This is a genomic window from Bradyrhizobium sp. PMVTL-01, from assembly GCF_051861855.1.
Classification (GTDB): domain Bacteria; phylum Pseudomonadota; class Alphaproteobacteria; order Rhizobiales; family Xanthobacteraceae; genus Bradyrhizobium.
The window spans coordinates 4,393,035-4,415,556 of record NZ_CP193982.1 but is presented as its reverse complement, the minus strand read 5'-3'; the positions used below and the strand labels follow the sequence as shown (position 1 = coordinate 4,415,556).

At 66.4% G+C, this 22,522-nt stretch carries 17 protein-coding genes; 8 read left to right on the top strand and 9 right to left on the bottom strand.

Annotation, left to right across the window (positions count from 1 at the left end):
* Window positions 1-56: 56 nt before the first annotated feature.
* The 3 genes from ACRQ5Q_RS21280 to ACRQ5Q_RS21270 all read left to right on the top strand — a co-directional run bounded on the left by ACRQ5Q_RS21280 (window position 57) and on the right by ACRQ5Q_RS21270 (window position 4,763).
* Window positions 57-1,925 (top strand): extracellular solute-binding protein, encoded by a 1,869-nt coding sequence (locus ACRQ5Q_RS21280; protein WP_439399847.1) that lies wholly within the window; start codon window positions 57-59, stop codon window positions 1,923-1,925.
* 4 nt (window positions 1,926-1,929) lie between these two features.
* Complete coding sequence (locus ACRQ5Q_RS21275) at window positions 1,930-3,456, top strand: AMP-binding protein (protein WP_439392225.1); 1,527 nt, start codon at window positions 1,930-1,932, stop codon at window positions 3,454-3,456.
* A gap of 83 nt (window positions 3,457-3,539) precedes the next feature.
* Window positions 3,540-4,763: a GGDEF domain-containing protein gene (locus ACRQ5Q_RS21270; protein ID WP_439392224.1), complete on the top strand. Its 1,224-nt coding sequence runs from the start codon at window positions 3,540-3,542 to the stop codon at window positions 4,761-4,763.
* Window positions 4,764-4,894: 131 nt separating this feature from the next.
* Here ACRQ5Q_RS21270 and mfd read toward each other — a convergent pair whose 3' ends face one another.
* Together mfd and ACRQ5Q_RS21260 are read right to left on the bottom strand one after the other, a co-directional pair.
* Complete coding sequence (gene mfd, locus ACRQ5Q_RS21265; protein ID WP_439368140.1) at window positions 4,895-8,413, bottom strand: transcription-repair coupling factor; 3,519 nt, start codon at window positions 8,411-8,413, stop codon at window positions 4,895-4,897.
* Window positions 8,410-8,700 carry a succinate dehydrogenase assembly factor 2 gene (locus ACRQ5Q_RS21260; RefSeq protein ID WP_439368142.1) on the bottom strand — a complete coding sequence of 97 codons (291 nt, stop codon included), beginning with the start codon at window positions 8,698-8,700 and terminating at the stop codon, window positions 8,410-8,412. Before ACRQ5Q_RS21260 ends, mfd begins: the two co-directional genes overlap by 4 nt.
* A gap of 184 nt (window positions 8,701-8,884) precedes the next feature.
* On the opposite strand from ACRQ5Q_RS21260, the gene recG reads away from it, so the two are divergent.
* Window positions 8,885-10,993 carry an ATP-dependent DNA helicase RecG gene (gene recG, locus ACRQ5Q_RS21255; protein WP_439392223.1) on the top strand — a complete coding sequence of 703 codons (2,109 nt, stop codon included), beginning with the start codon at window positions 8,885-8,887 and terminating at the stop codon, window positions 10,991-10,993.
* On the opposite strand, the gene panE is transcribed toward recG, so the two are convergent.
* The 4 genes from panE to glmS form a co-directional block, all read right to left on the bottom strand.
* Window positions 10,990-11,919, bottom strand: coding sequence for a 2-dehydropantoate 2-reductase (gene panE, locus ACRQ5Q_RS21250; RefSeq protein ID WP_439368144.1), 930 nt, complete (start codon window positions 11,917-11,919; stop codon window positions 10,990-10,992). The genes recG and panE overlap by 4 nt on opposite strands.
* 240 nt (window positions 11,920-12,159) lie before the next feature.
* Window positions 12,160-13,017: a DUF1932 domain-containing protein gene (locus tag ACRQ5Q_RS21245; protein WP_439392222.1), complete on the bottom strand. Its 858-nt coding sequence runs from the start codon at window positions 13,015-13,017 to the stop codon at window positions 12,160-12,162.
* 104 nt (window positions 13,018-13,121) lie between these two features.
* Window positions 13,122-13,892 carry a DUF502 domain-containing protein gene (locus tag ACRQ5Q_RS21240; RefSeq protein WP_439368147.1) on the bottom strand — a complete coding sequence of 257 codons (771 nt, stop codon included), beginning with the start codon at window positions 13,890-13,892 and terminating at the stop codon, window positions 13,122-13,124.
* Between the two features lie 79 nt (window positions 13,893-13,971).
* Window positions 13,972-15,798 (bottom strand): glutamine--fructose-6-phosphate transaminase (isomerizing), encoded by a 1,827-nt coding sequence (gene glmS / locus ACRQ5Q_RS21235; protein ID WP_439368148.1) that lies wholly within the window; start codon window positions 15,796-15,798, stop codon window positions 13,972-13,974.
* 221 nt (window positions 15,799-16,019) lie between these two features.
* Between glmS and ACRQ5Q_RS21230 the strand changes: the two genes are divergently transcribed.
* Window positions 16,020-16,238 (top strand): hypothetical protein, encoded by a 219-nt coding sequence (locus tag ACRQ5Q_RS21230; RefSeq protein ID WP_439368149.1) that lies wholly within the window; start codon window positions 16,020-16,022, stop codon window positions 16,236-16,238.
* 9 nt (window positions 16,239-16,247) lie between these two features.
* On the opposite strand, the gene ACRQ5Q_RS21225 is transcribed toward ACRQ5Q_RS21230, so the two are convergent.
* Window positions 16,248-16,433, bottom strand: a complete 186-nt coding sequence (locus tag ACRQ5Q_RS21225; RefSeq protein ID WP_439368150.1) for a hypothetical protein — start codon at window positions 16,431-16,433, stop codon at window positions 16,248-16,250.
* Between the two features lie 45 nt (window positions 16,434-16,478).
* Window positions 16,479-17,834, bottom strand: a complete 1,356-nt coding sequence (gene glmU / locus ACRQ5Q_RS21220) for a bifunctional UDP-N-acetylglucosamine diphosphorylase/glucosamine-1-phosphate N-acetyltransferase GlmU (protein ID WP_439368151.1) — start codon at window positions 17,832-17,834, stop codon at window positions 16,479-16,481.
* Between the two features lie 174 nt (window positions 17,835-18,008).
* Between glmU and ACRQ5Q_RS21215 the strand changes: the two genes are divergently transcribed.
* Entirely contained in the window at window positions 18,009-19,379 is a 1,371-nt protein-coding gene (locus tag ACRQ5Q_RS21215) for a hypothetical protein (protein WP_439392221.1), read from the top strand.
* A 151-nt stretch (window positions 19,380-19,530) separates the two neighbouring features.
* Entirely contained in the window at window positions 19,531-19,911 is a 381-nt protein-coding gene (locus tag ACRQ5Q_RS21210; RefSeq protein ID WP_439368153.1) for a hypothetical protein, read from the top strand.
* Here ACRQ5Q_RS21210 and ACRQ5Q_RS21205 read toward each other — a convergent pair.
* The gene (locus ACRQ5Q_RS21205; RefSeq protein ID WP_439392220.1) at window positions 19,871-21,430 is read right to left on the bottom strand and encodes a beta-(1-6) glucans synthase; all 1,560 of its coding nucleotides are present in this window, start codon (window positions 21,428-21,430) and stop codon (window positions 19,871-19,873) included. The genes ACRQ5Q_RS21210 and ACRQ5Q_RS21205 overlap by 41 nt on opposite strands.
* A gap of 326 nt (window positions 21,431-21,756) precedes the next feature.
* Here ACRQ5Q_RS21205 and ACRQ5Q_RS21200 point away from each other — a divergent pair, with 326 nt between their 5' ends.
* The gene (locus tag ACRQ5Q_RS21200) at window positions 21,757-22,350 is read left to right on the top strand and encodes a beta-1-3, beta-1-6-glucan biosynthesis protein (RefSeq protein ID WP_439368156.1); all 594 of its coding nucleotides are present in this window, start codon (window positions 21,757-21,759) and stop codon (window positions 22,348-22,350) included.
* The last annotated feature ends 172 nt before the right edge of the window (window positions 22,351-22,522 follow it).

The following is a 22,522-nucleotide window of genomic DNA, read 5'->3' as shown; positions in this document are numbered from 1 at the left end:
GTGAAAATCCCTGTGATAGGATTCGGGCCCGCGGGTCCTCGAATCAACGTATGCCGATGTTCATGTTCCAGCGCCTCTTCGAGGGCCCCGGTCGCCGGCTCTGCGCGCTTGCCTTTGCGCTCGGTTGCGTGCTCGCTTCTGCGCTCACTTGGGGCCTGTCGGCGGGTGCTGCACGGGCCGAGGAAGCCCATGCCATCGCCATGCACGGCAAGCCGGCGATGCCGGCCGATTTCAGCCACATGCCCTACGCCAATCCCGATGCCCGCAAGGGCGGCCGGCTGATCTGGGGCATTCTCGGAACCTTCGACAGTCTCAATCCCTTCATCGTCAAGGGATTGCCCGTGCATCAGATGCGCAGCTACGTCGTCGAGAGCCTGCTTGCGCGCGGCCAGAACGAGCCCTTCACGCTTTATGGACTGCTCGCGAGGACCGTCGAGACCGACGACAACCGGACCTATGTCACGTTCCGCCTCGATCCCCGTGCCCGCTTCTCCGACGGCAAGCCGGTAACGGCCGAGGACGTGCTGTTCTCCTGGCAGTTGCTGCGCGACCGCGGCCGCCCGAACCTGCGGCAATACTATGCCAAGGCCACCAAGGCTGAGGCAACCGATTCCCTCACCGTCCGCTTCGATCTCACCGGGGCCAATGACCGCGAGCTGCCGCTGATCCTCGGCCTGATGCCGATCCTGCCGAAGCATGCGGTCGATGTCGCGACCTTCGAGGAGACGACGCTGACGGGTCCGGTTGGCTCCGGCCCCTACCGCGTCACGGCGATGAAAGCTGGCGCGAGCGTGACGCTCACGCGCAATCCCGATTATTGGGGCCGCGACCTCCCCATCAATCGCGGGCTCTACAATTTCGACGAGATCAGGCTCGACTATTTTCGCGAGGCCAACGGCCAGTTCGAAGCCTTCAAGCGCGGCCTTTACGATTTCCGCGTCGAGCCCGAGCCCTTGCGCTGGCACGACGGCTACGATTTTCCGGCCGCCCGGAGCGGCGAGGTGATCCGCGACACCATCAGGCCAGGTACGCCGCAGCCGTCCGAATTCCTGGTCTTCAACACGCGCCGCCCGGTCTTCGCCGACATCCGCGTGCGCCGGGCCCTGACGCTGCTGTTCGATTTCGAGCTGGTCAACCGCAACTATTTCTTTGGCCTCTATTCGCGGGTCGCCGGCTATTTCGCCGGCTCGGAGCTGTCGGCCTATGGCAGGCCTGCAGATGCGCGCGAGCGCGAGCTGCTCAAACCCTTCGCCGCACGAATTCCGCCCGACGTCATGGACGGCAGCTACCGCCTGCCGGTAACCGATGGTTCGGGCCGCGACCGCACCACGCTGCGCGCCGCGCTGAAACTGCTGTCAGAGGCCGGCTACGATCTCGACGGCACCGTGCTGCGCAACGGCGCGACCAGGGCGCCCTTCACCTTCGAGATCATGGTCACCACCCGCGACCAGGAGCGCATCGCGCTCGCCTTCCAGCGCGACCTCAGGCGCGCCGGCATCGAGGCCAGCGTGCGCGCGGTCGATCCCGTGCAATTCGACCAGCGCCGGCTCGCTTACGAGTTCGACATGATCCAGAACCGCTGGGACCAGTCGTTGTCGCCCGGGAACGAGCAGTATTTCTATTGGGGCAGCGCTGCCGCCGACAATCCTGGCACCCGCAACTACATGGGCGCCAGGGATCCCGCCATCGATGCCATGATCGGCGCCCTGCTGGAGGCCCGTGAACATACGGAATTCGTCTCGGCGGTGCGCGCGCTGGACCGCGCCCTGATCGCGGGCTGCTACACAATCCCGCTGTTTAACGTATCCGAGCAATGGATCGCGCGCTGGAATCGGATAGAACGGCCAAAGGCCACCGCGCTGTCCGGCTTTTTGCCGGAGACCTGGTGGTCGAAGGGTGAGCCTCAAGCGACGCAAACGAAGTGACGCCGTGAACCAGCCAGCCGTATCGCCGACGCTCGACACGTTGTTTCAGCGCACGCTGATGCGGCAGCCGCACGCGACCGCTCTGCTCGACCCCCTCAACAAGGCACGCATCACCGGACATCAGCCGCGGCGGATGAGCTATGCCGAGGCCGACACCGCCATCGAGGCGCTGTCGGCCCATTTCGTCGAATCGGGCCTGCCGGCCAATTCCGTCATCGCGATCCAGTTGCCCAGCACGGTCGAGTTCGTGCTCACCGTGCTCGCCGCTCATCGCGCCGGCCTCGTCGTCGCCGTGCTGCCGCTGCTGTGGCGGCACGCGGAGCTGACCGCGGCGCTCAACCGCACCGCGGCGCGCGCCATCGTCACCATGAGCACGGTCGATGGCGTCAGCTATGCCGACCTCGCGATGCACGCCGCCGCCGAGGCGTTCTCGATCCGTCATGTCTACGGCTTCGGACGCGACCTGCCCGAAGGCATGGCCTCGCTCGACGACGTGCTGGCACGACCGCCCGGCACCACGCGCGCCGTGATCCAGGACGGCCGCAAGGCGGCGATGATCTCCTTCGACGTCACCGCGGAGGGCTTTCGCCCGGTGCCGCGGCCGCATTTCAGCCTGATCGCCGGCGGTCTTGCGATGTCGCTCGAAGCCGACGTCAAGCAGGGCGCGACGGTGATGGCGGCGTTCACGCCGATGTCGTTCGCGGGCCTCGCCTCCTCGCTCGCGGTGTGGCTGCTGTCGGGCGGCACGCTGGCGCTGCATCACCCGTTCGATAACGACGTGCTGGAGCAGCAGATCAACATGCACGAATGCGGGGTGCTGATCGCGCCGGCGCAGCTCGCGCTGCGGCTCGGCGATGCTGATCTGGCGGCGCGGATGCCGACGTTGCGCAACGTCATCGGCCTGTGGCGCGCGCCGGAGCAGGTGGCGGCGAGCGATGCCTGGATCGCGCCGCATGCGCCGCTCACCGACGTCTATTTGTTCGGCGAGGCCGGATTGTTCGGCGCCCGCCGCGGCGAGGACGGCATGCCGGTGCCGGTGATGCCGGGGCCGCACGGCGCGCCGCGCGAGCAGGCCGGCTCCTCCATCGCGGGCGAGATCCTGGTGACGCCGAAGGGCACGCTCGGCCTGCGCGGTGCCATGGTGCCGATCGCGGCGTATGCCCCGCCGCGGCCGGTCGGCGAGACACTGATCGCTCAGCCGCCGCGGGACTATGTAGACACCGGCTATGCGGCGCGGCTCGACCGGGCGAGCGGCGCGATCTGTATCACCGCACCGCCCTCCGGCATCATGGCCGTCGGCGGCTACCGTTTCCTCTCCAACGACCTCCAGGAATGGGCGCGCCGACTCGGCCAGGGCGCCCTGCTCACTGCGCTGCCCGACCGCCTCTCCGGGCACCGGCTGGCAGGACGGGCCCAGGACAATGCGCGCGCCCGCGAGGCGCTCAGCGAGCTCGGACTCAACCCCCTGATGGTCGAGGCTTTTCGCGACCGCTCCGGGCCGGCTTCAACACAGTTTCAAGGGCTCCGTTGAGGCCGCATTAAGGCTCCGTTGACGCCGCATTAAGGCGACCAAACTAGATTGCGCAGCACCTGTTGCGTGATCAGAGTTTTTCGATGTCCCAGGCGGGCCCTATCCTATTTGTGTCCAATGCCGGGCGTCCCGCCTTCGTTGCGGCGCTGGACGAGGCCCGGCTCTTCCCCGTGGTCGACACCGACTGGGCCAGCGCGACGCGCGCGGTCGAGCAGGTGCAGCCGGCCGCGGTGCTCGCCGCGATGCACAGCGGACATGAGCCGCATCTGGCGTTGCTCGCCAGGAAGATCGCCGACCAATCTCCCTACCTTCCCTTCGTGGCTCTGGATGCGGCGGGCACGTTGCCGCACAACGCCTTGCCCTTCGCTTCGCGCGGCGGCCATCCCGATCGCCTGAGTGCGCGCTTACGCGCCGCGCTGCGCGTCCGCACCTTGCATTCGACCGTGCTGCGCCGGCTGCCCGAGGCGAAGGTTGCGCTGCCCGAGGGCGATCCGTCGCGCGATGCCACCGTGCTCCTGATCGGCCGCGGCGCGGCCTATCCCGCGCTCTCCGTCGCGCTCGGCGAGCGCGTTGGCGTGGTCGGCGCGCTCTCGATCGAGGCCGCAGCGAAGCATCTCAACACCCGCGACATCGACGGCGTCGTGCTCGCCGAAGGCTTCACCGCGCGCGTGACCGATGCCTTCCTCACCGTGCTCGCCGAGGACACCCGCTTCCGCACCCTGCCCGTGGTCGTGACCGCGCACCAGCTGACTCAGACCTACGACCTGCCCAATCTCGAGCTGATCGGGGGCGAGCCGGCGAGGATCGCCGCCAACGCGCTGCCGCTGATCCGCCAGCACGCGATGGAGGCACAGCTGAGCCGCACCCTGCGCTCGATCGACGCCGGCGGCTGGCTCGATGCGCGCAGCGGCCTGCTCACCACGGAAGCCTTCGCCCGCGATTTTGCCAAGGCGGTCGAGCAGACGCAGGCCCGCGGCGGCGGCCTGTCGGTGGCGCGCTTCGCCTTCGATCCCAACAATCCCCGCGCCCAGCTCGATGCCGCCCGCATCCTCAGCCGCCTGATGCGGCAGATGGATTTCGGCGTGGCCCAGAAGGACGGCTCGGTCATCGTCGTGTTCGCGGAGACCGATTTCCGCACCGCGCACATGATCGCCCGCCGGCTGTCGGCGGTGATGCGGCATACGTCGAACGGCAAGCACGAGATGCGCAGCGATCCCGTGATCAGCGTCGACTCGCTCTCGCCATCGGACACGGCAAGGTCACTGCTGGCGCGGCTCTCGGCTGACCCATCAAGGGCGGCGTCCTAGCTCTCTCGCGAGCTGCCCTAACAACCACCGTCATTGCGAGCGCAGCGAAGCAATCCAAACTGTCTCCGTGGAAAGCTTCTGGATTGCGTCGTCGCAAGGGCTCCTCGCAATGACGTGGCGAGGCTGGTGCGCTAGGCCGCCTTCTTGCTTTCCGCGAGCTGCGCCAGCTGGCGCATGATCTCGGTGGTGCCGGCGAGGCGCTCTTCCGGCGTCTCCCAGTCCTGCAGGAACACCACCTTCATGTCGGGCCGCACCTTGGCGGCCTGGCCGTAGCTGCGGATGAAGGTGACGAGACGATCGGGATAGGCGAAGGAATTGTCGCGGAAGACGATGACCGCACCCTTCGGGCCGGCATCGATCTTCTCGACATTGGCCCTGCGGCAGAACGCCTTGATCGCAGCGACTTTGAAGAGGTAGCGCACCTCGTCCGGCAGCACGCCGAAGCGGTCGCGCATCTCAGCGCCAAAGTTCTCGATCTCCTCCTCGGTGTCGAGATCAGCGAGCCGCCGGTACAGCGACAGGCGCACCGAGAGGTCGCTGACGTAATCCTCCGGGATGAGCACCGGCATGCCGATGGTGATCGACGGCGACCAGCGGTCGGCGGCGGGCTCGGAGACGCCGGCCTTGAGGTTGACGATCGCCTCCTCCAGCATCGACTGATAGAGCTCGAAGCCGACCTCCTTGATGTGGCCGGACTGTTCCTCGCCCAGGAGATTGCCGGCGCCGCGGATGTCGAGGTCGTGCGAGGCGAGCTGGAAGCCCGCACCCAGCGTCTCCAGCGATTGCAGCACGGTGAGCCTGCGCTCGGCCTGCGCCGTGATCTTCTGCTGCGCCGGCAAGGTGAACAGCGCGTAGGCGCGCAGCTTCGAGCGGCCGACGCGGCCACGGAGCTGGTAGAGCTGGGCGAGACCGAACATGTCGGCGCGGTGCACGATCAGCGTATTGGCGTTGGGGATGTCGAGGCCGGACTCTACGATGGTGGTCGACAGCAGGATGTCGAACTTGCCGTCGTAGAACGCGGTCATGATGTCCTCGATCACGGCGGGCGGCATCTGGCCGTGTGCGACCGCGACCTTCATCTCCGGCACGTTCTTGTCCAGGAAATCCTTGACCTCCGCGAGGTCATCGATGCGCGGCACCACGTAGAACGCCTGGCCGCCGCGATAGCGCTCGCGCAGCAGCGCCTCGCGGATCATCAGGGGATCGTGCGGGGCGACGAAGGTGCGGACCGCGAGGCGATCAACCGGCGGCGAGGCGATGATCGAGAGCTCGCGCACGCCGGTCAGCGCAAGCTGCAGCGTGCGCGGGATCGGCGTCGCCGACAGCGTCAGCACGTGCACCTCGGCGCGCAGCGCCTTCAGCCGCTCCTTGTGGCTGACACCAAAGTGCTGCTCCTCGTCGACGATCAGGAGGCCAAGGTCGCGGAACTTGATCGCCTTGCCGAGCAGAGCATGGGTGCCGACGACGATGTCGACGGAGCCGTCGGCAATGCCCTTCTTGACCTCGTTGAGCTGTTTTGTGGGGATCAGGCGTGAGGCTTGTGCGACGTTGACCGGGAACCCTTTGAAGCGCTCGCTGAAGGTCCGGTAGTGCTGGCGCGCCAGGAGCGTGGTCGGCACCACGACCGCGACCTGCTTGCCGTCGAGTGCGACGGCGAAGGCGGCACGCAGCGCGACCTCGGTCTTGCCAAATCCGACGTCGCCGCAGATCAGGCGATCCATCGGGCGGCCCTTTTCGAGGTCCCTCAGCGTGGACTCGATCGCGCCGAGCTGGTCCTCGGTCTCGTCATACGGGAAGCGCGCGCAGAACTCGTCATAGAGGCCCTGCTGCACCGGCAGTTTCGGCGCCTCGTGCAGCATCCGCTCGGCCGCGATCTTGATCAGCTCGCCCGCGATCTCGCGGATCCGGTTCTTCAGCTTCGCCTTGCGGGTCTGCCAGCCCGAGCCACCCAGACGATCCAGCTCGACCGTGGTCTGGTCGGAGCCGTACCGCGACAACAGCTCGATGTTCTCGACGGGCAAGAACAGCTTTGTCTCAGCAGCATAATGCAGCTCGAGGCAGTCATGCGGCGCGCCGGCAACATCGAGCGTCTGCAGGCCGATGAAGCGGCCGATGCCGTGCTCGACATGGACGACGATGTCGCCGGCGGCAAGGCTCGTCACCTCCGAGATGAAATTGTCGAGCTTGCGGCTCGCCTTGCGCGGCCGCACCAGGCGGTCGCCCAGAATGTCCTGCTCGCTGATGACAGCGATCTCGTCGGTCTCGAAACCGCTCTCGAGGCCGAGCACGGCGAGCATGGTCTCGTTGCGCGGGGTCGCCTGCACCGTGCGCCAGCTGTTGACGCTGGTGGTATGGGCGAGCTTGTGGTCACGCAGCATGGAGGTCATGCGGTCGCGCGAGCCTTCGGTCCAGAGCGCGATCACGACCTTCTTGCGCTGCGCCTGCAGCGCCATGACGTGGCTGACGACGGACTCGAACACGTTGACGGTGGTGTCGTTGCGCTCCGGCGCGAAGTCGCGGCCCTTGCGCGCGCCGGCATCGACGACGCTGGTTCCGTCTGTCGGCACCGAGAACGGCGTCAGCCGGGCCAGCGGGATCTCGCCGAGGCGCTTGGTCCATTCCTCGTCGGTCAGATAGAGCCGGTCGGGCGGCAGCGGCTTGTAGATCGCGCCGGCGCCGGGATGTTCCATCGCCTCGCGGCGGGCCTGATAGTAGTCGAGAATCTGCTTGAAGCGCTCGCGGACGGCGTCCTCGGCCTGCGGCTCGATCGCAACGGCGGCGCCCTGCAGATAGTCGAACAGCGTGTCCATCCGCTCCTGAAACAGCGGCAGCCAGTGCTCCATGCCGGGATGGCGGCGGCCCTCGCTGACGGCCTCGTACAGCGCATCGTCGCGCTCGGGCGCGCCGAACTCGGCGACATAGCCCATGCGGAAACGGCGGATGGTATCGGTGACGAGCTGGAACTCGGAGACCGGCACGAGATCGAGCGAGCGCATGTCCAGCAGCGTGCGCTGGGTCTCGGCATCGAAAGAGCGGATCGATTCCAGGCTGTCGCCGAAGAAGTCGAAGCGGACCGGCTGCTCGAGGCCGGCCGGAAAGAGGTCCAGAATGCCGCCGCGCACGGCATATTCGCCGGGTTCGCGCACGGTGGACGAGCGATTGTAGCCGTTGTGCTCCAGCCAGGCGACGACGGTGTCCATGGGCACGACATTGCCCGGCGCGACCGACAGCGCCTGCGCCGCGACGAGCTCGCGCGCGGGCACGCGCTGCACCACCGCGTTCACCGTGGTCAGCACGATCAGCGGCTTGTCGCTGCCGGTCAGGGACGCAAGCCGCGCCAGCGTGGTCAGGCGCTGGGCGAGAATGCCGCCATGCGGCGAGACGCGGTCATAGGGCTGGCAGTCCCAGGCCGGAAAGGTCAGCACCGGAAGATCCGGCGCGAAGAACCGCAGCGCGCGTTCGAGCTGCTGCATCCGCCCGCCGTCGCGGCAGACGACAGCGAGGCTGACTGCCGGCTTCTTCGGCCGCGCCGCGATCGCGCGGGCGAGATCCGAGACCACGAGGCCTTCGGCGCCTTCCGCGACATTGGCGAGCGTCAGCGCGCGGCCGGGCGTAAGCAGCTCGGCCGGCGATTTCATTCCCTGCTTCATGCGTTGCCATCCGCGATCGGAAACGCCTTGATGCGGGCAAACAGCGCACCGGTGACGTCAGCCGGCAGCACCTTGTCGCCGGTGATGGCGGCATAGAGATCGGGATCGTTGACCTCGAGCAGCCGCTCGAGCTGCGTCAGCTCGGCGTCGGACAGCTTGCCGATCTCGGCGTCCGCGAAGCGGCCGAGGATCAGGTCCATCTCGCGCGTGCCGCGGTGCCAGCAGCGGAACAAAAGCCGCTTGCGGCGGTCATCCAGCCCGCTACTCGATCGTGTCGTTCCCGTCATGTCTCAAATCCAGTCAAACGCAGAAAGCCCGGACGTGCCGGGCGGGGCTGATATAGCCACTCGGGGTGGCCATGTCAGCCCTCGATTTGGCATGGCCGGAGCCCGCGAAGGGCTACGAAAAAAGACGTGGATGCCCCGCACAAAGCCGGGCATGACGGGCCGAAACGATCCTAGATTCGCTCTCATGCGCCCCAGCCTGCTCAATCCGCTGTTTGCTCCCGTGACCAGCCTGCCCGGCGTCGGTCCGAAGCAGGACAAGCTGTTGCAGTACCTGCTCAGCCGCAACGAGACGCCGCGGCTCGTCGACCTGCTGCTGCACCTGCCGAGCCAGGTCATCGACCGCCGGGCGCGGCCAAAAATCCGCGACGCGGCCGTTGGAACCATGGTGACGCTGGAGGTTACCGTCGATCGCCACCGCCCACCTCCGCCGCGCAATTCGCGCGCGCCGTATCTGGTCTATGCCAGCGACGAGACCGGCGACGTCGTGCTGACCTTCTTCCGCGCCAAGCCCGGCTATGTCGAGAAGCTTTTGCCGGTGGGCGAGAAGCGCTTCGTGTCCGGCACGCTGCAGATGTATGACGGCATCCCGCAGATCGTGCATCCCGATCGCGTGCTGGATGAGGAGGCGATCTCGAAGCTCTCCGGCATCGACCCCGTCTATCCGCTGACGGAGGGTCTTGCGCTCGGCTCGCTCCGCCGCGCGATCGCGCGGGCACTGCAGAAGCTTCCCGCCCTGCCCGAATGGATCAGCCCCGACGTGCTGCGCCGCTGCCACTTCCCGCCAATTGCGGAGGCGCTCAATCGCGTGCACCAGCCCGTCGAGCTGACGGACATATTGCCGGACCAGCCGTTCTGGTCGCGCCTCGCCTTCGACGAGCTCCTGGCCGGCCAGCTCGCACTCGCCTTGATCCGCGCGCAGCTGCGCCGCCCTGCCGGCGTGCGCAATGCCGGCGACGGGCATCTGCGCAACAAGATCATCGACGCTCTTCCTTACGCACTCACACCCTCCCAGCGCAGCGCCGCCGCCGCCATTGCCGAGGACCTGAAGCAGCCGGTGCGCATGCTGCGGCTGCTCCAGGGCGACGTCGGCTCCGGCAAGACAGTCGTGGCCCTGCTCGCGGCCGCAGCCGTGGCCGAAGTCGGCAAGCAGGCCGCGCTGATGGCGCCAACCGAAATCCTGGCGCGTCAGCACGTCAAGACCATTGCCCCGCTCGCCGAGCGCGCGGGATTGCGCGTCGCGATCCTCACCGGCCGCGAAAAGGGCAAGGAGCGGCGCGAGATCATCGCCCGGCTTGCCGAGGGCGAGATCGATCTCCTCGTCGGCACCCATGCGCTGATCCAGGACGACGTGCTCTTCAGGGATCTCGCGCTCGCCGTCGTCGACGAGCAGCACCGCTTTGGCGTGCGCGAGCGCCTTGCGCTGACCTCGAAGGGCGAAGCCGTCGACGTGCTGGTGCTGAGCGCGACGCCCATCCCGCGCACGCTGGTGCTGACCTATTTCGGCGACATGGACATCTCCGAGCTGCGCGAAAAGCCGGCCGGCCGTCAGCCGATCGACACCCGCGCGGTGCCGATGAGCCGTATCAGCGAGGTCATGGAAGGTGTCGGCCGCGCGCTCGAAGCCGGCAAGCTGGTCTACTGGATTTGCCCGCTGGTGGAGGAATCCGAGGCCGAGGGCACCGAGCACCTCACCAACGCGACCAAGCGGTTCGAGAGCCTGCAAAAACGTTTCGGCGACCGCGTGGGCCTCGTCCACGGCCAGATGAAGGGCACCGAGAAGGACCGGGTGATGGGCCAGTTCGCCGGGCACGAGATCGGCCTCCTGGTTGCAACCACCGTAGTCGAGGTCGGCGTCGACGTGCCGGCCGCCACCATCATGGTGATCGAGAATGCCGAACGCTTCGGCCTTGCCCAGTTGCACCAGCTGCGCGGCCGCATCGGACGCGGATCGGAAGCCTCGACCTGCATCCTGCTCTACGGCGAGCCGCTCGGCGAGATGTCGAAGGCACGCCTGAAAGTGATCCGCGAGACCACCGACGGCTTCCGCATCGCCGAGGAGGATTTGAAGCTGCGCGGCGAAGGCGACGTACTAGGGGTCCGCCAGAGCGGCCTGCCCGGCTACCGCATCGCGCGCCCGGAGGTTCACGGCCAGCTCATCGCCCAGGCCAGAGACGAAGCGCTGCGCATCCTCAAGGACGATCCGAAGCTGAAGGGCGAGCGCGGCGAGGCGCTGCGCTGCCTGTTGTATCTCTACGAACGCGATGAGGCGATCCCGCTGATCGGCGCGGGTTAGCCACCTGCCCTTCGTCGCCCGATCTCATACGCCGCCACATGCGCGCGGGCGAGGTCCAGCAGCGGTGTGTCGATGCCGAGCGTATGGGCCCGATTGGCCATGTCGCCCAGGATATGTTCTGCCTCGGTGATCGAACCGCGCTCGATATCGCGCAGCATCGAGGCCTTCAGCGGCGAATCCAGCGTGGTGAACAGTTTTCGGTCGAACTCGATGAACGGTGCGCGTGGCTCGAAACCTGAGGCCGACGCAACAGTGCAACATTCCGCAAACAGGCGGAAGATGGACTGCTCGCCGTTCGGTACGGCCAGGATGTCTCCGATGCTTGCGCGCATCAGGCAGGTGATGCCGGCCAGCGTCGAGAGCTGGACGAACTTCTCCCACATGTCCTGCATGATCGCTTCGCTGGCGCGCACGTCGATGCCGGGAACCTGGAGCAGCTTCTCCAGGGCGAGCGCGCGCTCGGTGAGCGAACCCTCGACCTCGCCGAAGACAATCGTCTGGTTGGCCATGAACTGGACGACGCGGCCATCCGCATCGAGCCCGGCACTGACATTCGCGAGCCCGCCGAGGACGCGAGCGGCGCCGAACCTGGCGGTCAGAGCGTCGATATGTTTCAACCCGTTCAGGATGGGCAGGATCATCGTGTTGGCACCGACGGCCGGCGCAAATTGGTTCATCGCCTCGTCGAGCGAGTAGGCCTTCACGCCGACGAGCACGACGTCGAACGGTTCCTTGAGATCGCTGGCCAGAAGGACCTTCGGCTGCAGGGCGAAGTCGCCGTGCGGGCTCACGACCTGCAATCCATTCCGCCGCAATTGCTCGGCCCGCTTCTCGCGCACCAGAAAGGTCACCTCGCGGCCAGCCCGGACAAGGCAAGCTCCGTAATAGCCGCCGATCGCCCCCGCGCCGATGACAAGCACTCTCATTCGAACTCCCCTTGCAGAGGAACTGCGTCTGCAGAGACAATAGCAGATGGCCTCCGCGCCGTCTCATCCTCGCCATTGCGAGCGCAGCGAAGCAATCCAGAATCCCTCCGCGGAAAGACTCTGGATTGCTTCGCTTTGCTCGCAATGACGATGGGGGCGGTGCTCGGCACACGTTGTACGCTTGAGACGCGACCGGGACATCCAGGGCTTTCCGGAGTCGGTTTCGGCAGCTCTGGACGACTAGGTCTTCTTCTGCGCGATGCTTGCCGCGAATGCCTTCATCAGCGCTGCATCCACAGCCTCGCCCTTCGCATCCTCCGCGAGGTGCTCGAACCAGCGCGCAAAACCCTCGTAGATCTGGCTGGCCGGGTGATCCGTACCGAGGAAGCCGGAAATCTCCCGCATCTCCGCGACCCAGCGATAGGCCTTCGGAATCATGTCCGGCAGCGCCACTTCGAGCCGCGCCAGAATTGCGGGCTGGCTCAGCGCGAGTTCATCACGCAGCGCATCGGCGGCGCCTGCCTTTGTCGCCGCAATTACCATGGCCGAGCCGATGCCGGCGAGGCCCTTGACGATGCCGGCATAGGACATTTTCAGGGCGGAGGCGGCGCCGACCGGTCCGTCGACGATCCGTATATCGAGGCCGAGATCCCTGAGCACCGCGACGTCCTTCGCATGCTCGCCGGACATGTAGAAGGCCGGGCTCTTGCCACCTCGCTGCGGCGGAAAGCCGATGATGCCGCCGTCGACGAACGGCGCCTGCGCCGAGCCGATGATCTCCTCGATCCGTTGCACGGTATCGACATTGACCGCGTTGCAGTCGACCACGACCGGCTTCTTCGCGCGCCGGACGATCAGTGCGGCCAGACGGTCGGCGAGTGCAACGGCTTCACCCGGCGGCACGATCGAGAGGATGATGTCGGCGTCTGCGATCGCCTCGTCCTCGGCGCCAATCATGCCGGCGTCCGCAGCGCGTTTCTGCGTCGTCTCACTCCGCCCCTTCAGCGAGGTCAGCACCCGCGCGCCGTTTTCGCTGAGACGGCGGGCCACGGCGCTGCCCATGGCGCCGGGTGCGAGGATCGCAATGGTCTTTGACATGGTGCACTCCAGGTCGAATTCCGAGCGAGGCGCTCGGACCGACCGGAGACTAGCAGAGGATGCGAGTCCTTGCGTGAAAGTGGCCATCCCGCAGCGGAATGGCCCTACTCCACCTTCGCAGGCTGAGGCTTGAGCGTCGAGGCGTTGGCGATGCGCGCGGCATTGGCCATGCCTGCGAGCGCGGCCGCCTTCTTCGGGTCGGGCGCCGAGCCCGGCTGCACCACGCCCGCCGACATGATCAACGTTGCGGCATCCTCGGCGCTGAGATCGACCTCGATGATCTTGCTCTTGGGCACGTAGAAGAAGAAGCCGGTGGTCGGGTTCGGCGAGCACGGCAGGAACACCGAGACGTGCTCCTCCTGCCCCGGCAGGCTGCGGGCGATGTCCTCGCTGGGCGATTGCGAGATCAGCACGATCGACCACATGCCCGGCGAGGGAAACTCGACCAGGCCGACTTTGCGGAAGCTCGAGCCCTTGCCCGAGAACAGCGTCTCGAACACCTGCTTCAGGCCGCGATAGATGGCGCGCACCGCCGGGATGCGGCCGAGGAAGGTCTCGCCGACATCCACCAGCGTGCGGCCGATCAGGTTGGCTGCGAGGAAGCCGACCAGGGTCAGCGTGAAGAATGCGACAATCAGTCCCCAGCCGGGAACGCCGTAGGGCAGATAGGTTTCGGGCCGATAGGCCAGCGGGACGAACGGCCGCACCACGCCGTCGACCCATGTGACGAACCACCAGACGAGATAGAGCGTGATCGCGATCGGACCCGTCACCACGAGGCCGGTCAGGAAGTAATTGCGGAAGCGGCCAATCAGGCCGGTATGCGGTTCCGGAGCGGGATCAAGCGGCGCAGGGACGTCGTCGCGGGGGGTCATTCGGGTTCCAGGTCGGTCGCTGCACTCAAGCTACGGTCTTCTAGCAGGTTTTGGAAGAGTGCAGCCCGGTCCCTTCTGCCTATTCCACGGTCACCGATTTCGCGAGATTGCGCGGCTGGTCGACGTCCGTACCCATGATGACAGCCGTATGATAGGCGAGCAGCTGCACCGGGACGGCGTAGACCATCGGCGTGAACGCCGCCGCCATGTCGGGCATGACGATGGTGACGAGCGAGTCGACGGTCGCCTCCTCCGCGCCTTTGGCGTCGGTCATCAGGATGATCTTGCCGCCGCGGGCGGCGACCTCCTGCATGTTCGAGACGGTCTTCTCGAATACCTGGTCAAAGGGCGCGATGACGACGACCGGCATGGTCTCGTCGATCAGCGCGATCGGCCCGTGCTTGAGCTCGCCCGCGGCATAGCCCTCGGCGTGGATGTAGGAGATCTCCTTCAGCTTCAGCGCGCCTTCGAGCGCGAGCGGGAAGCTGGTGCCGCGGCCGAGATAGAGCACGTCGCGCGATTTCGCGATCTCGCGCGAGAGCTTCTCGATCTGCAGCTCGGTGGTGAGCGCATCCGACATCAGGCGCGGAACCTCGACGAGGCCATGGACCAGCTTGGTCTCCTCCTCGTCGGACAATTCGCCCCTGGCCTTGCCGGCCGCGATGGCAAGATTGGCGAGCACCATGAGCTGGCAGGTGAAGGCCTTGGTCGAGGCGACGCCAATCTCGGGGCCGGCCAGCGTCGGCAGCACGGTCTCGCTCTCGCGCGCGATGGTCGAGGTGGGCACGTTGACGACCGCGATCGTGTGCACGCCTTCGGCCTTGGCGTAGCGCAGCGCCGCCAGCGTATCGGCGGTCTCGCCCGACTGCGAGATGAAGATGGCGAGATCGCCCTTGCGCAAGGGGGCCTCGCGGTAGCGGAATTCGGAGGCGACATCGACTTCGACCGGCACGCGCGCAAAGCGCTCGAACCAGTACTTTGCGACGAATCCGGCATAGCTCGCGGTGCCGCAGGCGGTGACGTTGATGCGCTGGATGGTCTTGAAGTCGAACGGCAGCTTGACCGGCAGCGCAACCCGCTCGGCCGCCATGTCGACATAGCGCGCCAGCGTGTGGCCGACCACCTCCGGCTGCTCGTGGATTTCCTTGGCCATGAAATGGCGATAATTGGCCTTGTCGACCAGCGAGGTCGAGGCGGCGTGCCTGATCTTCTCGCGCTGGACGGCGTGGCCGTCCTTGTCGAAGATGGTGGCGCTCTTGCGGGTCAGCACGGCCCAGTCGCCGTCCTCGAGATAGCTGATCGTGTCGGTGAACGGGCCGAGCGCGATGGCATCGGAGCCGAGATACATCTCGCCGTCGCCGTAGCCGATCGCGAGCGGCGGACCATTGCGGGCGCCGATCATGAGGTCGTCGTCGCCGGCGAAGATGAAGCCGAGCGCGAACGCGCCGCGCAGGCGCCCCAGCGCGAGCTTGACCGCTTCCACGGGCTTGTTGCCACGCGTGAGCAAATCGTCGACGAGATGCAGCACGATCTCGGTGTCGGTCTCGGTGTGGAACACCGTGCCCTTCTTCTCGAGCTCCTCGCGCAGCTCGCGGAAATTCTCGATGATGCCGTTGTGGACCACGGCGACGCGCTCGGTCGCGTGCGGGTGCGCGTTGTTGACGGTCGGCTTGCCGTGGGTGGCCCAGCGCGTGTGGCCGATGCCGGTCGTTCCCCTGAGCGGCTCGGCCTCCAGCCGCTTCTCCAGGTTCTTCAGCTTGCCCTCGGCGCGGCGGCGCTCGAGATACTTGCCTTCGAGCGTGGCGACGCCCGCGGAATCGTAGCCGCGATATTCAAGACGTTTGAGCGAATCCACCAATTGCTCTGCAACCGGTTCGCGCCCGAGAATGCCGACAATCCCGCACATGCGGACCAATATCCCCCAAATCGTCGAAAAATCGCCAAAACGACGCGCTCGGTTTTTAGCGAAATTCTGACGGACCCATATACTCAATAATTATTGCTGATTGAGACAGCATTCGCATGCACCATTGCCTGGCCTGCGTCGATGTGGCCGGCCTTTAACCCCGCACATTAACTTGTTGTCAACACGTTTGACCAACGATTCCGGGGTAGGAGAACAAGGCCATGAAAGGCTCATCCGACCGCAAAGGGCTGTCGTCACTGTATCTGCGTGCCAGCGAGACCTCGGGCACGCACCTCGCACATTGGCCGCCGCCCCAGCGCGGCAAGGAAAGCAAGCCGGTCTTCGTCAAGCATAAGCAAGGCGAACCCGCCAAGCGTGCCAAGCCGCGCGGCTGGCGCCTGACCCGCGCGATCTTCTCCGAATTCGCCGACGAGGAATAGCGGCGCGTCTCACCACCCCAGCACCAGGGCAAAGACGAGAAAAACGACGAACGTCCAGAACGCCAGTCCGGTGACCAGTGATGCGATCTCGGTCGGGCGGGGATCGCCGACCTGTTCCAGCACCCATCGTCCCGGCGGCATCACGACGCGCTTGACCAGGAACGCAATCGTATCGTCAACGACGTCGTCGTCCATGAGCCCAGCCCTGGCAACACCGATCGGGGGCCGGCACTCGGCCGCTCACTTCCCCGGCTTCTTGCCGCCGGTCTTCATCTCGCGATACCGCGCCGCACCGCCTTCCCGGATGGTCTGCTGGTTGCGCTCCAGCGCCATGGCATCGTCGGGCACGTCGCGCGTGATCACCGAGCCCGAGCCGATATAGGCGCCATTCCCGATCTTGACCGGTGCGACCAGCGATGAGTTGGTGCCGACGAAGGCGCCCTGCCCGATCACCGTCTTGTGCTTCTTGAAGCCATCGTAGTTGCAGGTGATGGTGCCGGCGCCGATGTTGGAATTGGCGCCGACGGTGGCATCGCCAATGTAGGAGAGATGGTTGACCTTGACGCCGGCCTCCAGTGTCGCCGCCTTGGTCTCCACGAAATTGCCGATGCGCGCGCCGTCGCCGAGCGAGGTGCCGGGACGCAGCCGCGCATAGGGGCCGATCGAGACCTTCTTGCCGAGCGTGGTCTCGACGATATGCGAGAAGGAATGGATCACGGTGCCGTCGGCGATCGACACGCCCGGACCGATCACCACGAACGGCTCGATGGTGACGTCCTTGCCGAACACGGTGTCGGCGGACAGATATACGGTCTCCGGCGCGATCAGCGTGACGCCGGCCTCCATCGCCGCCTTGCGCAAGCGCGCCTGCATCACGGCTTCCGCTTCCGCGAGCTGCGCCTTGGTGTTGATGCCGCGCACTTCGTCCTCGCTGGTTTCGATCACCACGGACTCCCATCCCTGCTTGCGGACGATTTCGACCGCATCCGTCAGATAATATTCGCCCTTGGAATTGGCATTGCCGATTTGCCCTAGAATTTCAAGCGCGCGGCGGCCGTCGATCGCCATCACGCCGGCATTGCACAGATCGATCTTGCGCTCTTCCGCGTCGGCATCGGCCTGCTCGCGGATCGCGACCAGGCGGTCGCCCTCGACGATGAAGCGGCCATAGCCGGTGGGATCGGCGGCGCGGAATCCGAGCGCGGCAATGGCCGCGCCCCTGGCGAGCGGCGCGCGCAGCCGGGCAAAGGTCTCGGCCGAGATCAGCGGCGTGTCGCCGAACGCGATGAGGAGATCGTCGGCCCCGCGCGCGATGGCCTCGCGCGCCGCCAACACCGCATGCGCGGTGCCGAGCCGTTCGCCCTGCACGAAGGTGAGCGCGTCGGGGCGGATGCGCTTCGCCTCGTCCGCCACCACCTGATGATCCGGTCCGATCACGACAGCGAGGGATGTGCCGGTTCCCTTCGGTGCGGCGGCGAGCACATGGGCGAGCAGGCTCTGGTGTGCAACCGGATGCAGCACCTTCGGCAGGCTCGATCGCATCCGCGTGCCTTCACCGGCGGCGAGCACGATCGTGAGGCTGGAACGGGCGGTCATCGCAATCCTGTGAGATACGGCCGAATCAATTGGCGCGGCAGGCGGTGCGCCGCCTCGTGAGCTGCCGCCTTGCTACCTCCGCAAACGCCCGGAATTCAAGTGCGACGGAGTTTTCCTGTTAATGTTTCCTGATTGATTCGTGGAAGCCGGACTGGGGCTGGGCATTTAGCGTTCATGGCAAAGGATTCCGACCCACTGGCGGATGCCTTCGGCGCCAAGGAGACCGGCGGGCTGTTCTCCGGACTTTTGGCCGACGAAGCCGCATTCGATCGCCGCATGCTGTGGCGGCTCGGCTCGTGGGGAGTGACCGCCGTCGGCGCCGTCGTCATTGCCGTGATGGCCAACCAGGCCCAGCTCGGCTGGCGCCGTGACCAGGTGGCCTCGGCCGATCTCGCGCGCCAGGCCGACCGGCTGCAGCTGCTGACCAAGGAAAGCCAGAACGAGGCGCGCCGCCTCGCCGCCGCCATCGAGACGCTGAACACCGATCGCGACCGGCTCTATTCGCGCGTCACCGTGCTGGAGCAGGGCCTGGATTCCGTCACCGGCGCCATCGCCAGGCAGAGCGCAAAGCCACTCGATGCGCCGGCGCCTGACGCCCAGCCCGCATCGGCTGCACCCAGCGTCGGGCCGGTGGCCTCGGTGCCGGCGCCGTCCGCCGAGAAGCCGCGCGCGACCGCCAAGGACCAGGCGAAGGAGCCCGCAAAGGACGCTGCAAAGGATCCGGCCTATCCGCCGCCGCAGACTGCTGCTGCCGCTTCGCTGGTGTCGCAGGCGCCGGCAATGACCTCGGCCCTGCCGATGCTTCCGCTTTTGCCGTCCAAGTCGATCATGGCCCCGCCCGATCCCGCCGCATCCAGGCTGGTTCAGCCGGAAGCAGCCGAGAAAGCCACCGAGAAGAAGCCCGAGGCCACGCCCGCCCCGACCGAAGTCGCCGCTGTCGCACCGGCCAAGCCGCCGGAGGCTGCCGAAGCCGAAGCGCCGGCGATCGCGGTCCAGCAGACCCGCTTTGCGATCGAGCTCGGCGGCGCCAACTCGATCGACGGCCTGCGCGCGCTCTGGCGCGGCGTGACCAAATCCAATCCGGAAGTGGCAGCGCTGCGTCCGATCATCATGATCAAGGAGGGCGGCAACGGCATGCAGCTGCGCTTGGGGGCCGGCCCGCTGATCAACGCCGCCGCCGCCGCAAAGCTCTGCGCCGGGCTATCCGAGAGCAACCGCCACTGCGAGACCACCGTCTTCGACGGACAGCGGCTGTCGATGCGTGGCGGTTCGGAGAGGGGACAAGAGAAGGCACAAGACAAGTCTCAGGACCGCGTGCAGGAGAACAACTCCGAGAAGACGCAGGACACCGCGCCGCAAGCCGAGACTGCGCCAGCGCCGGCACCGAATGCAAAACCGGACAAGCGACGGCGCAGCTACTCCTCCAAGCGCTCGTCGAAACGAGAGGAGCCCGCGCCTGCCCCGGCGCCGCAGCAGCCCGCCCCGCAGGCAAAGTCGGAGACGGCGTCAACGGGATCGACGCTGACGTCGTTCTTCAGGCGGTAGCGGGCTTCCCACTTGGGAAGCAAAGTCGAAGCGCAGGCGATCGGCAACACATTCACGCTGTGAATTCGTTCCAGATTTTCTCACGCAGACTCGCCGAAAACCACACACCTGCCCGGTTGCCCCCTACCCTTTTCCCGACCATATTGCGGCCATGACCAAAAAGCCCTTCCGCCTCACGCCCTACCAGGTGCAGTTCCTGATCGTCGTCGGCTTCGCCTCCGTCGGCTATGCGCTTTACCTGCGCTATCTCGGCATCGAGCTCTCGACCGTCGGCCTTGCCTGCGACGCCGGCCTGCAGACGCTGATCTGCAAGGCGCGCTCGGTGTCGACCGTGCTGTTCAAGAATTCGGTGTTCGGCATCGTCGCGCTGGTGGTGGCGACGCTCAACCTGATGCGGCCGTCGATCGTGCTTCTGACCGTCGGCATCATCGCCGCCGGCCTCGGCATCGTGCTCTACAATGTCGTGCTGTCGGGCCTTGCGATTGGCCTGCTCATTCTTGGATTTGCTCGGCCCGCGCCCGCCACAGCGTGAGCGCGAACAACAGAAACATCGCGCAGGTCCACAGCGACTGCCAGTTGTCGCGCCCCTCGTTGATGAGCACATAGATCGCCGACAGCGCGAGCACGCCGGCGAATACCGCTTCCGCGATCGGACGTAGGCCGATCTGCGGCCGGTTCAGCATCAAGAGCGCGAACGGGACAACCGCCATCGTCAGCGAGGCGTAGGGGAAATCGTGGTAGCGCGGGTCGAAAACGAAGCCGAGCGCGGTCCCGGCCGCGATCACTGCGGTCACCGCGAGCGTCAGGCCGAGCACGGCGGTGAGCTTCGACCACTTACGGCCCTCGCGCGGACCGAGCAGATCGAGGAAGGTCGGCAGACTGCGGCCGATCACCATCGCCTGCGCACAGAAGATCGGCGACAGGATGCCGGCGAGCAGCAGCGCGCCCCAATGCACCCAGCCGCCGAGCCCGAGGCTCTCATAGTACATCTTGTCGGCGCCGATCCCGAGCAGGCTCCCCGCCGTCGTTGCCGAGATCGCGACACCGAGCCAGGCCGAGAAGCGCGGCGTCCACGGCCGCCGGCGCAGCGTGATCAGCGCCACTGCGAACACCAGCACGCACAGGCCCATGCCGGCGCCCATGTACCACTTCCAGTACGGGAAATTGCTGATCGGCTGCCCCGGCGGATATTTCAGATTCCGGCGCACCGAGTCATAGAGTCCCCAATAGCCGCCAACGGTCCCTTCCAGCTTGCGCTTCCAAGGCTGGTCGTAGGACTCGATCAGGTTGACGCGAAACTTGTTCGCCTTTGCAAGGCTGAGGATTTCCGAAACGACGCGCGCCTGGTTGGTGCGTGACGGCAGCGCGCCCTCGCGCATGCGCCCCGCGCTCGGCCAGCCGGTTTCGCCGATCAGGATCTCCTTGCCGGGGAAAGCCACCGCCATGCGCTCGCGGATCGCCTCGACATGGGAGGCGGCGAATTTCGCCTTGACCGGAAAGTCCTCCCAATAGGGCAGGATGTGGATGGTGACGAAATCGACGGCGTCATAGACCTCGCGGTTCTTCAGCCAGAACTCCCAGACATCGGCATAGGTGACGGGCACGCTGACCTGCGCCTTCACCGAGCGGATGATGGAGACGAGGTCGGCCGTCGTCATCTCGCCGCGCAGCAGCACCTCGTTGCCGACGATGACCGCGGTGATGACGTTGGGGAAGTCCTTGGTGAGACGGACGGCGAGCGCAGCCTGCTCGACATTCTTGGTGCGGTTGCTGGAGAGCCAGATGCCCTGCAGCACCTTCAGCCCGCCGACCTTGGCGGCGATCGCCGGAACCTGGTCGAGCCCGTTCTCCATCGAATAGGTCCGGACGCAGTCGGTGATCTCCTTGAGCTGGCGCAGGTCCTGCTCGATCTGATCGGCCTCGATATGGGTCCATGCGTTCAGCGGCGACTGTTCACCGCGGAACGGCGCATAGGAGACGCATTGAACCTTCTCGGCGGGATCGATCGGAGCGCGCGCGAGCGTGATTGGCGTGGCCAGCCACCACCACACGGCAGCAATCGCACCCAGTGAAACGAGCAGAAGCGCCAGTGGCGTACGAAGAGAAATCGGTTCCGTCCTCCGCGAAGGGCAGTCGATTACCTGCTCGCACGCCGTCTGCCAAGGGGGCACTCCGGACGGATCCCTCCCTCCTCCGAGGAATTTACCTGCGGCCGTTCGACAGAGGCCTAGGATCGTGACTTTGCTGGACAAAATTCGAAATACAGGTCATGGGACTCCGCGGGAATTTTCCGCCGCATTGGAGACCCATTTGGACGCCATCAGGGCGCGTCCGCGGGATCCTGACGCGGGCGGTCAGTGGAGAAGTTGGGGAATTCATGCGGCAACGGGTGCGTCAGTCACGTAATGCGGTCCTGCGGCAGTTCGCCGCCACCTTGGCCGTCTCCGCCCTTCTCGGTCTGGCCGGCCTTGATGGTGCCTCAGCCCAGAGCGGCGCGCCGGCCCCCGACCAGGGCAAGGCCGCCGCCCAGCCCGCCGACGCCGCCAAGGACGCCGCCCAGAACCAGCGCCGCACCGACGAATTCGCCGAAGCCGCCCAGGTCATCAACGGCCCGGCCGGCAATCCTGAGTGCGTCTGGCTCGGCCGGCGCGTGGTGCGGCTGATGTGGCGGGATGACCTCGATACCGCGTTCCGCCATCTCGACCTCTACGACCGTTTCGGCTGCCCCGGTGGCCACATCCAGGCGGCTTTCCGCTGCCTGACCCGCTTCGGCGGCCAGATCGATCCCAAGGTCGCCGAGACCCTGGATAGCCGCGTGCACGCTTGCTGGATCAACCCGGCCTCCCAGCCGCAGCAGGCAGCCGCTGCTGCTTCCCAGCCGGCAGCGCCGGCCGCCGGCAATGCGCCGGCCCCGCAGCCGGCCGCGAGCCCCTCGCCTGCGGCAAGCCCGACACCCGCGCCCCAGAAATAGTCGCGTTCGTTTCAGCTCTCGTTCAGGAACGATCGGGCATAGTCGCGGTTGGCACTGCCGCGCGTTCGAAAAGCCCATGCCCTCATAAGGACATGAGCCCATGACAGTTGTGAAACCGCGCGGCAGAGGTATGCTCCATTTGCCGCGGACTCGGTCGGATCTCGGGGTCGGA

Bases quoted from the DNA above. Each gene is read 5' to 3' on its own strand.
- mfd (WP_439368140.1), bottom strand. From the start codon at position 8,413: ATGAAGCAGGGAATGAAATCGCCGGCCGAGCTGCTTACGCCCGGCCGC.
- ACRQ5Q_RS21210 (WP_439368153.1), top strand. From the start codon at position 19,531: ATGACCAAAAAGCCCTTCCGCCTCACGCCCTACCAGGTGCAGTTCCTG.
- ACRQ5Q_RS21245 (WP_439392222.1), bottom strand. From the start codon at position 13,017: ATGTCAAAGACCATTGCGATCCTCGCACCCGGCGCCATGGGCAGCGCC.
- ACRQ5Q_RS21280 (WP_439399847.1), top strand. From the start codon at position 57: ATGTTCATGTTCCAGCGCCTCTTCGAGGGCCCCGGTCGCCGGCTCTGC.
- recG (WP_439392223.1), top strand. From the start codon at position 8,885: ATGCGCCCCAGCCTGCTCAATCCGCTGTTTGCTCCCGTGACCAGCCTG.
- ACRQ5Q_RS21215 (WP_439392221.1), top strand. From the start codon at position 18,009: ATGGCAAAGGATTCCGACCCACTGGCGGATGCCTTCGGCGCCAAGGAG.
- ACRQ5Q_RS21260 (WP_439368142.1), bottom strand. From the start codon at position 8,700: ATGACGGGAACGACACGATCGAGTAGCGGGCTGGATGACCGCCGCAAG.
- glmU (WP_439368151.1), bottom strand. From the start codon at position 17,834: ATGACCGCCCGTTCCAGCCTCACGATCGTGCTCGCCGCCGGTGAAGGC.
- ACRQ5Q_RS21230 (WP_439368149.1), top strand. From the start codon at position 16,020: ATGAAAGGCTCATCCGACCGCAAAGGGCTGTCGTCACTGTATCTGCGT.
- ACRQ5Q_RS21240 (WP_439368147.1), bottom strand. From the start codon at position 13,892: ATGACCCCCCGCGACGACGTCCCTGCGCCGCTTGATCCCGCTCCGGAA.
- ACRQ5Q_RS21200 (WP_439368156.1), top strand. From the start codon at position 21,757: ATGCGGCAACGGGTGCGTCAGTCACGTAATGCGGTCCTGCGGCAGTTC.
- panE (WP_439368144.1), bottom strand. From the start codon at position 11,919: ATGAGAGTGCTTGTCATCGGCGCGGGGGCGATCGGCGGCTATTACGGA.
- glmS (WP_439368148.1), bottom strand. From the start codon at position 15,798: ATGTGCGGGATTGTCGGCATTCTCGGGCGCGAACCGGTTGCAGAGCAA.
- ACRQ5Q_RS21270 (WP_439392224.1), top strand. From the start codon at position 3,540: ATGTCCCAGGCGGGCCCTATCCTATTTGTGTCCAATGCCGGGCGTCCC.
- ACRQ5Q_RS21225 (WP_439368150.1), bottom strand. From the start codon at position 16,433: ATGGACGACGACGTCGTTGACGATACGATTGCGTTCCTGGTCAAGCGC.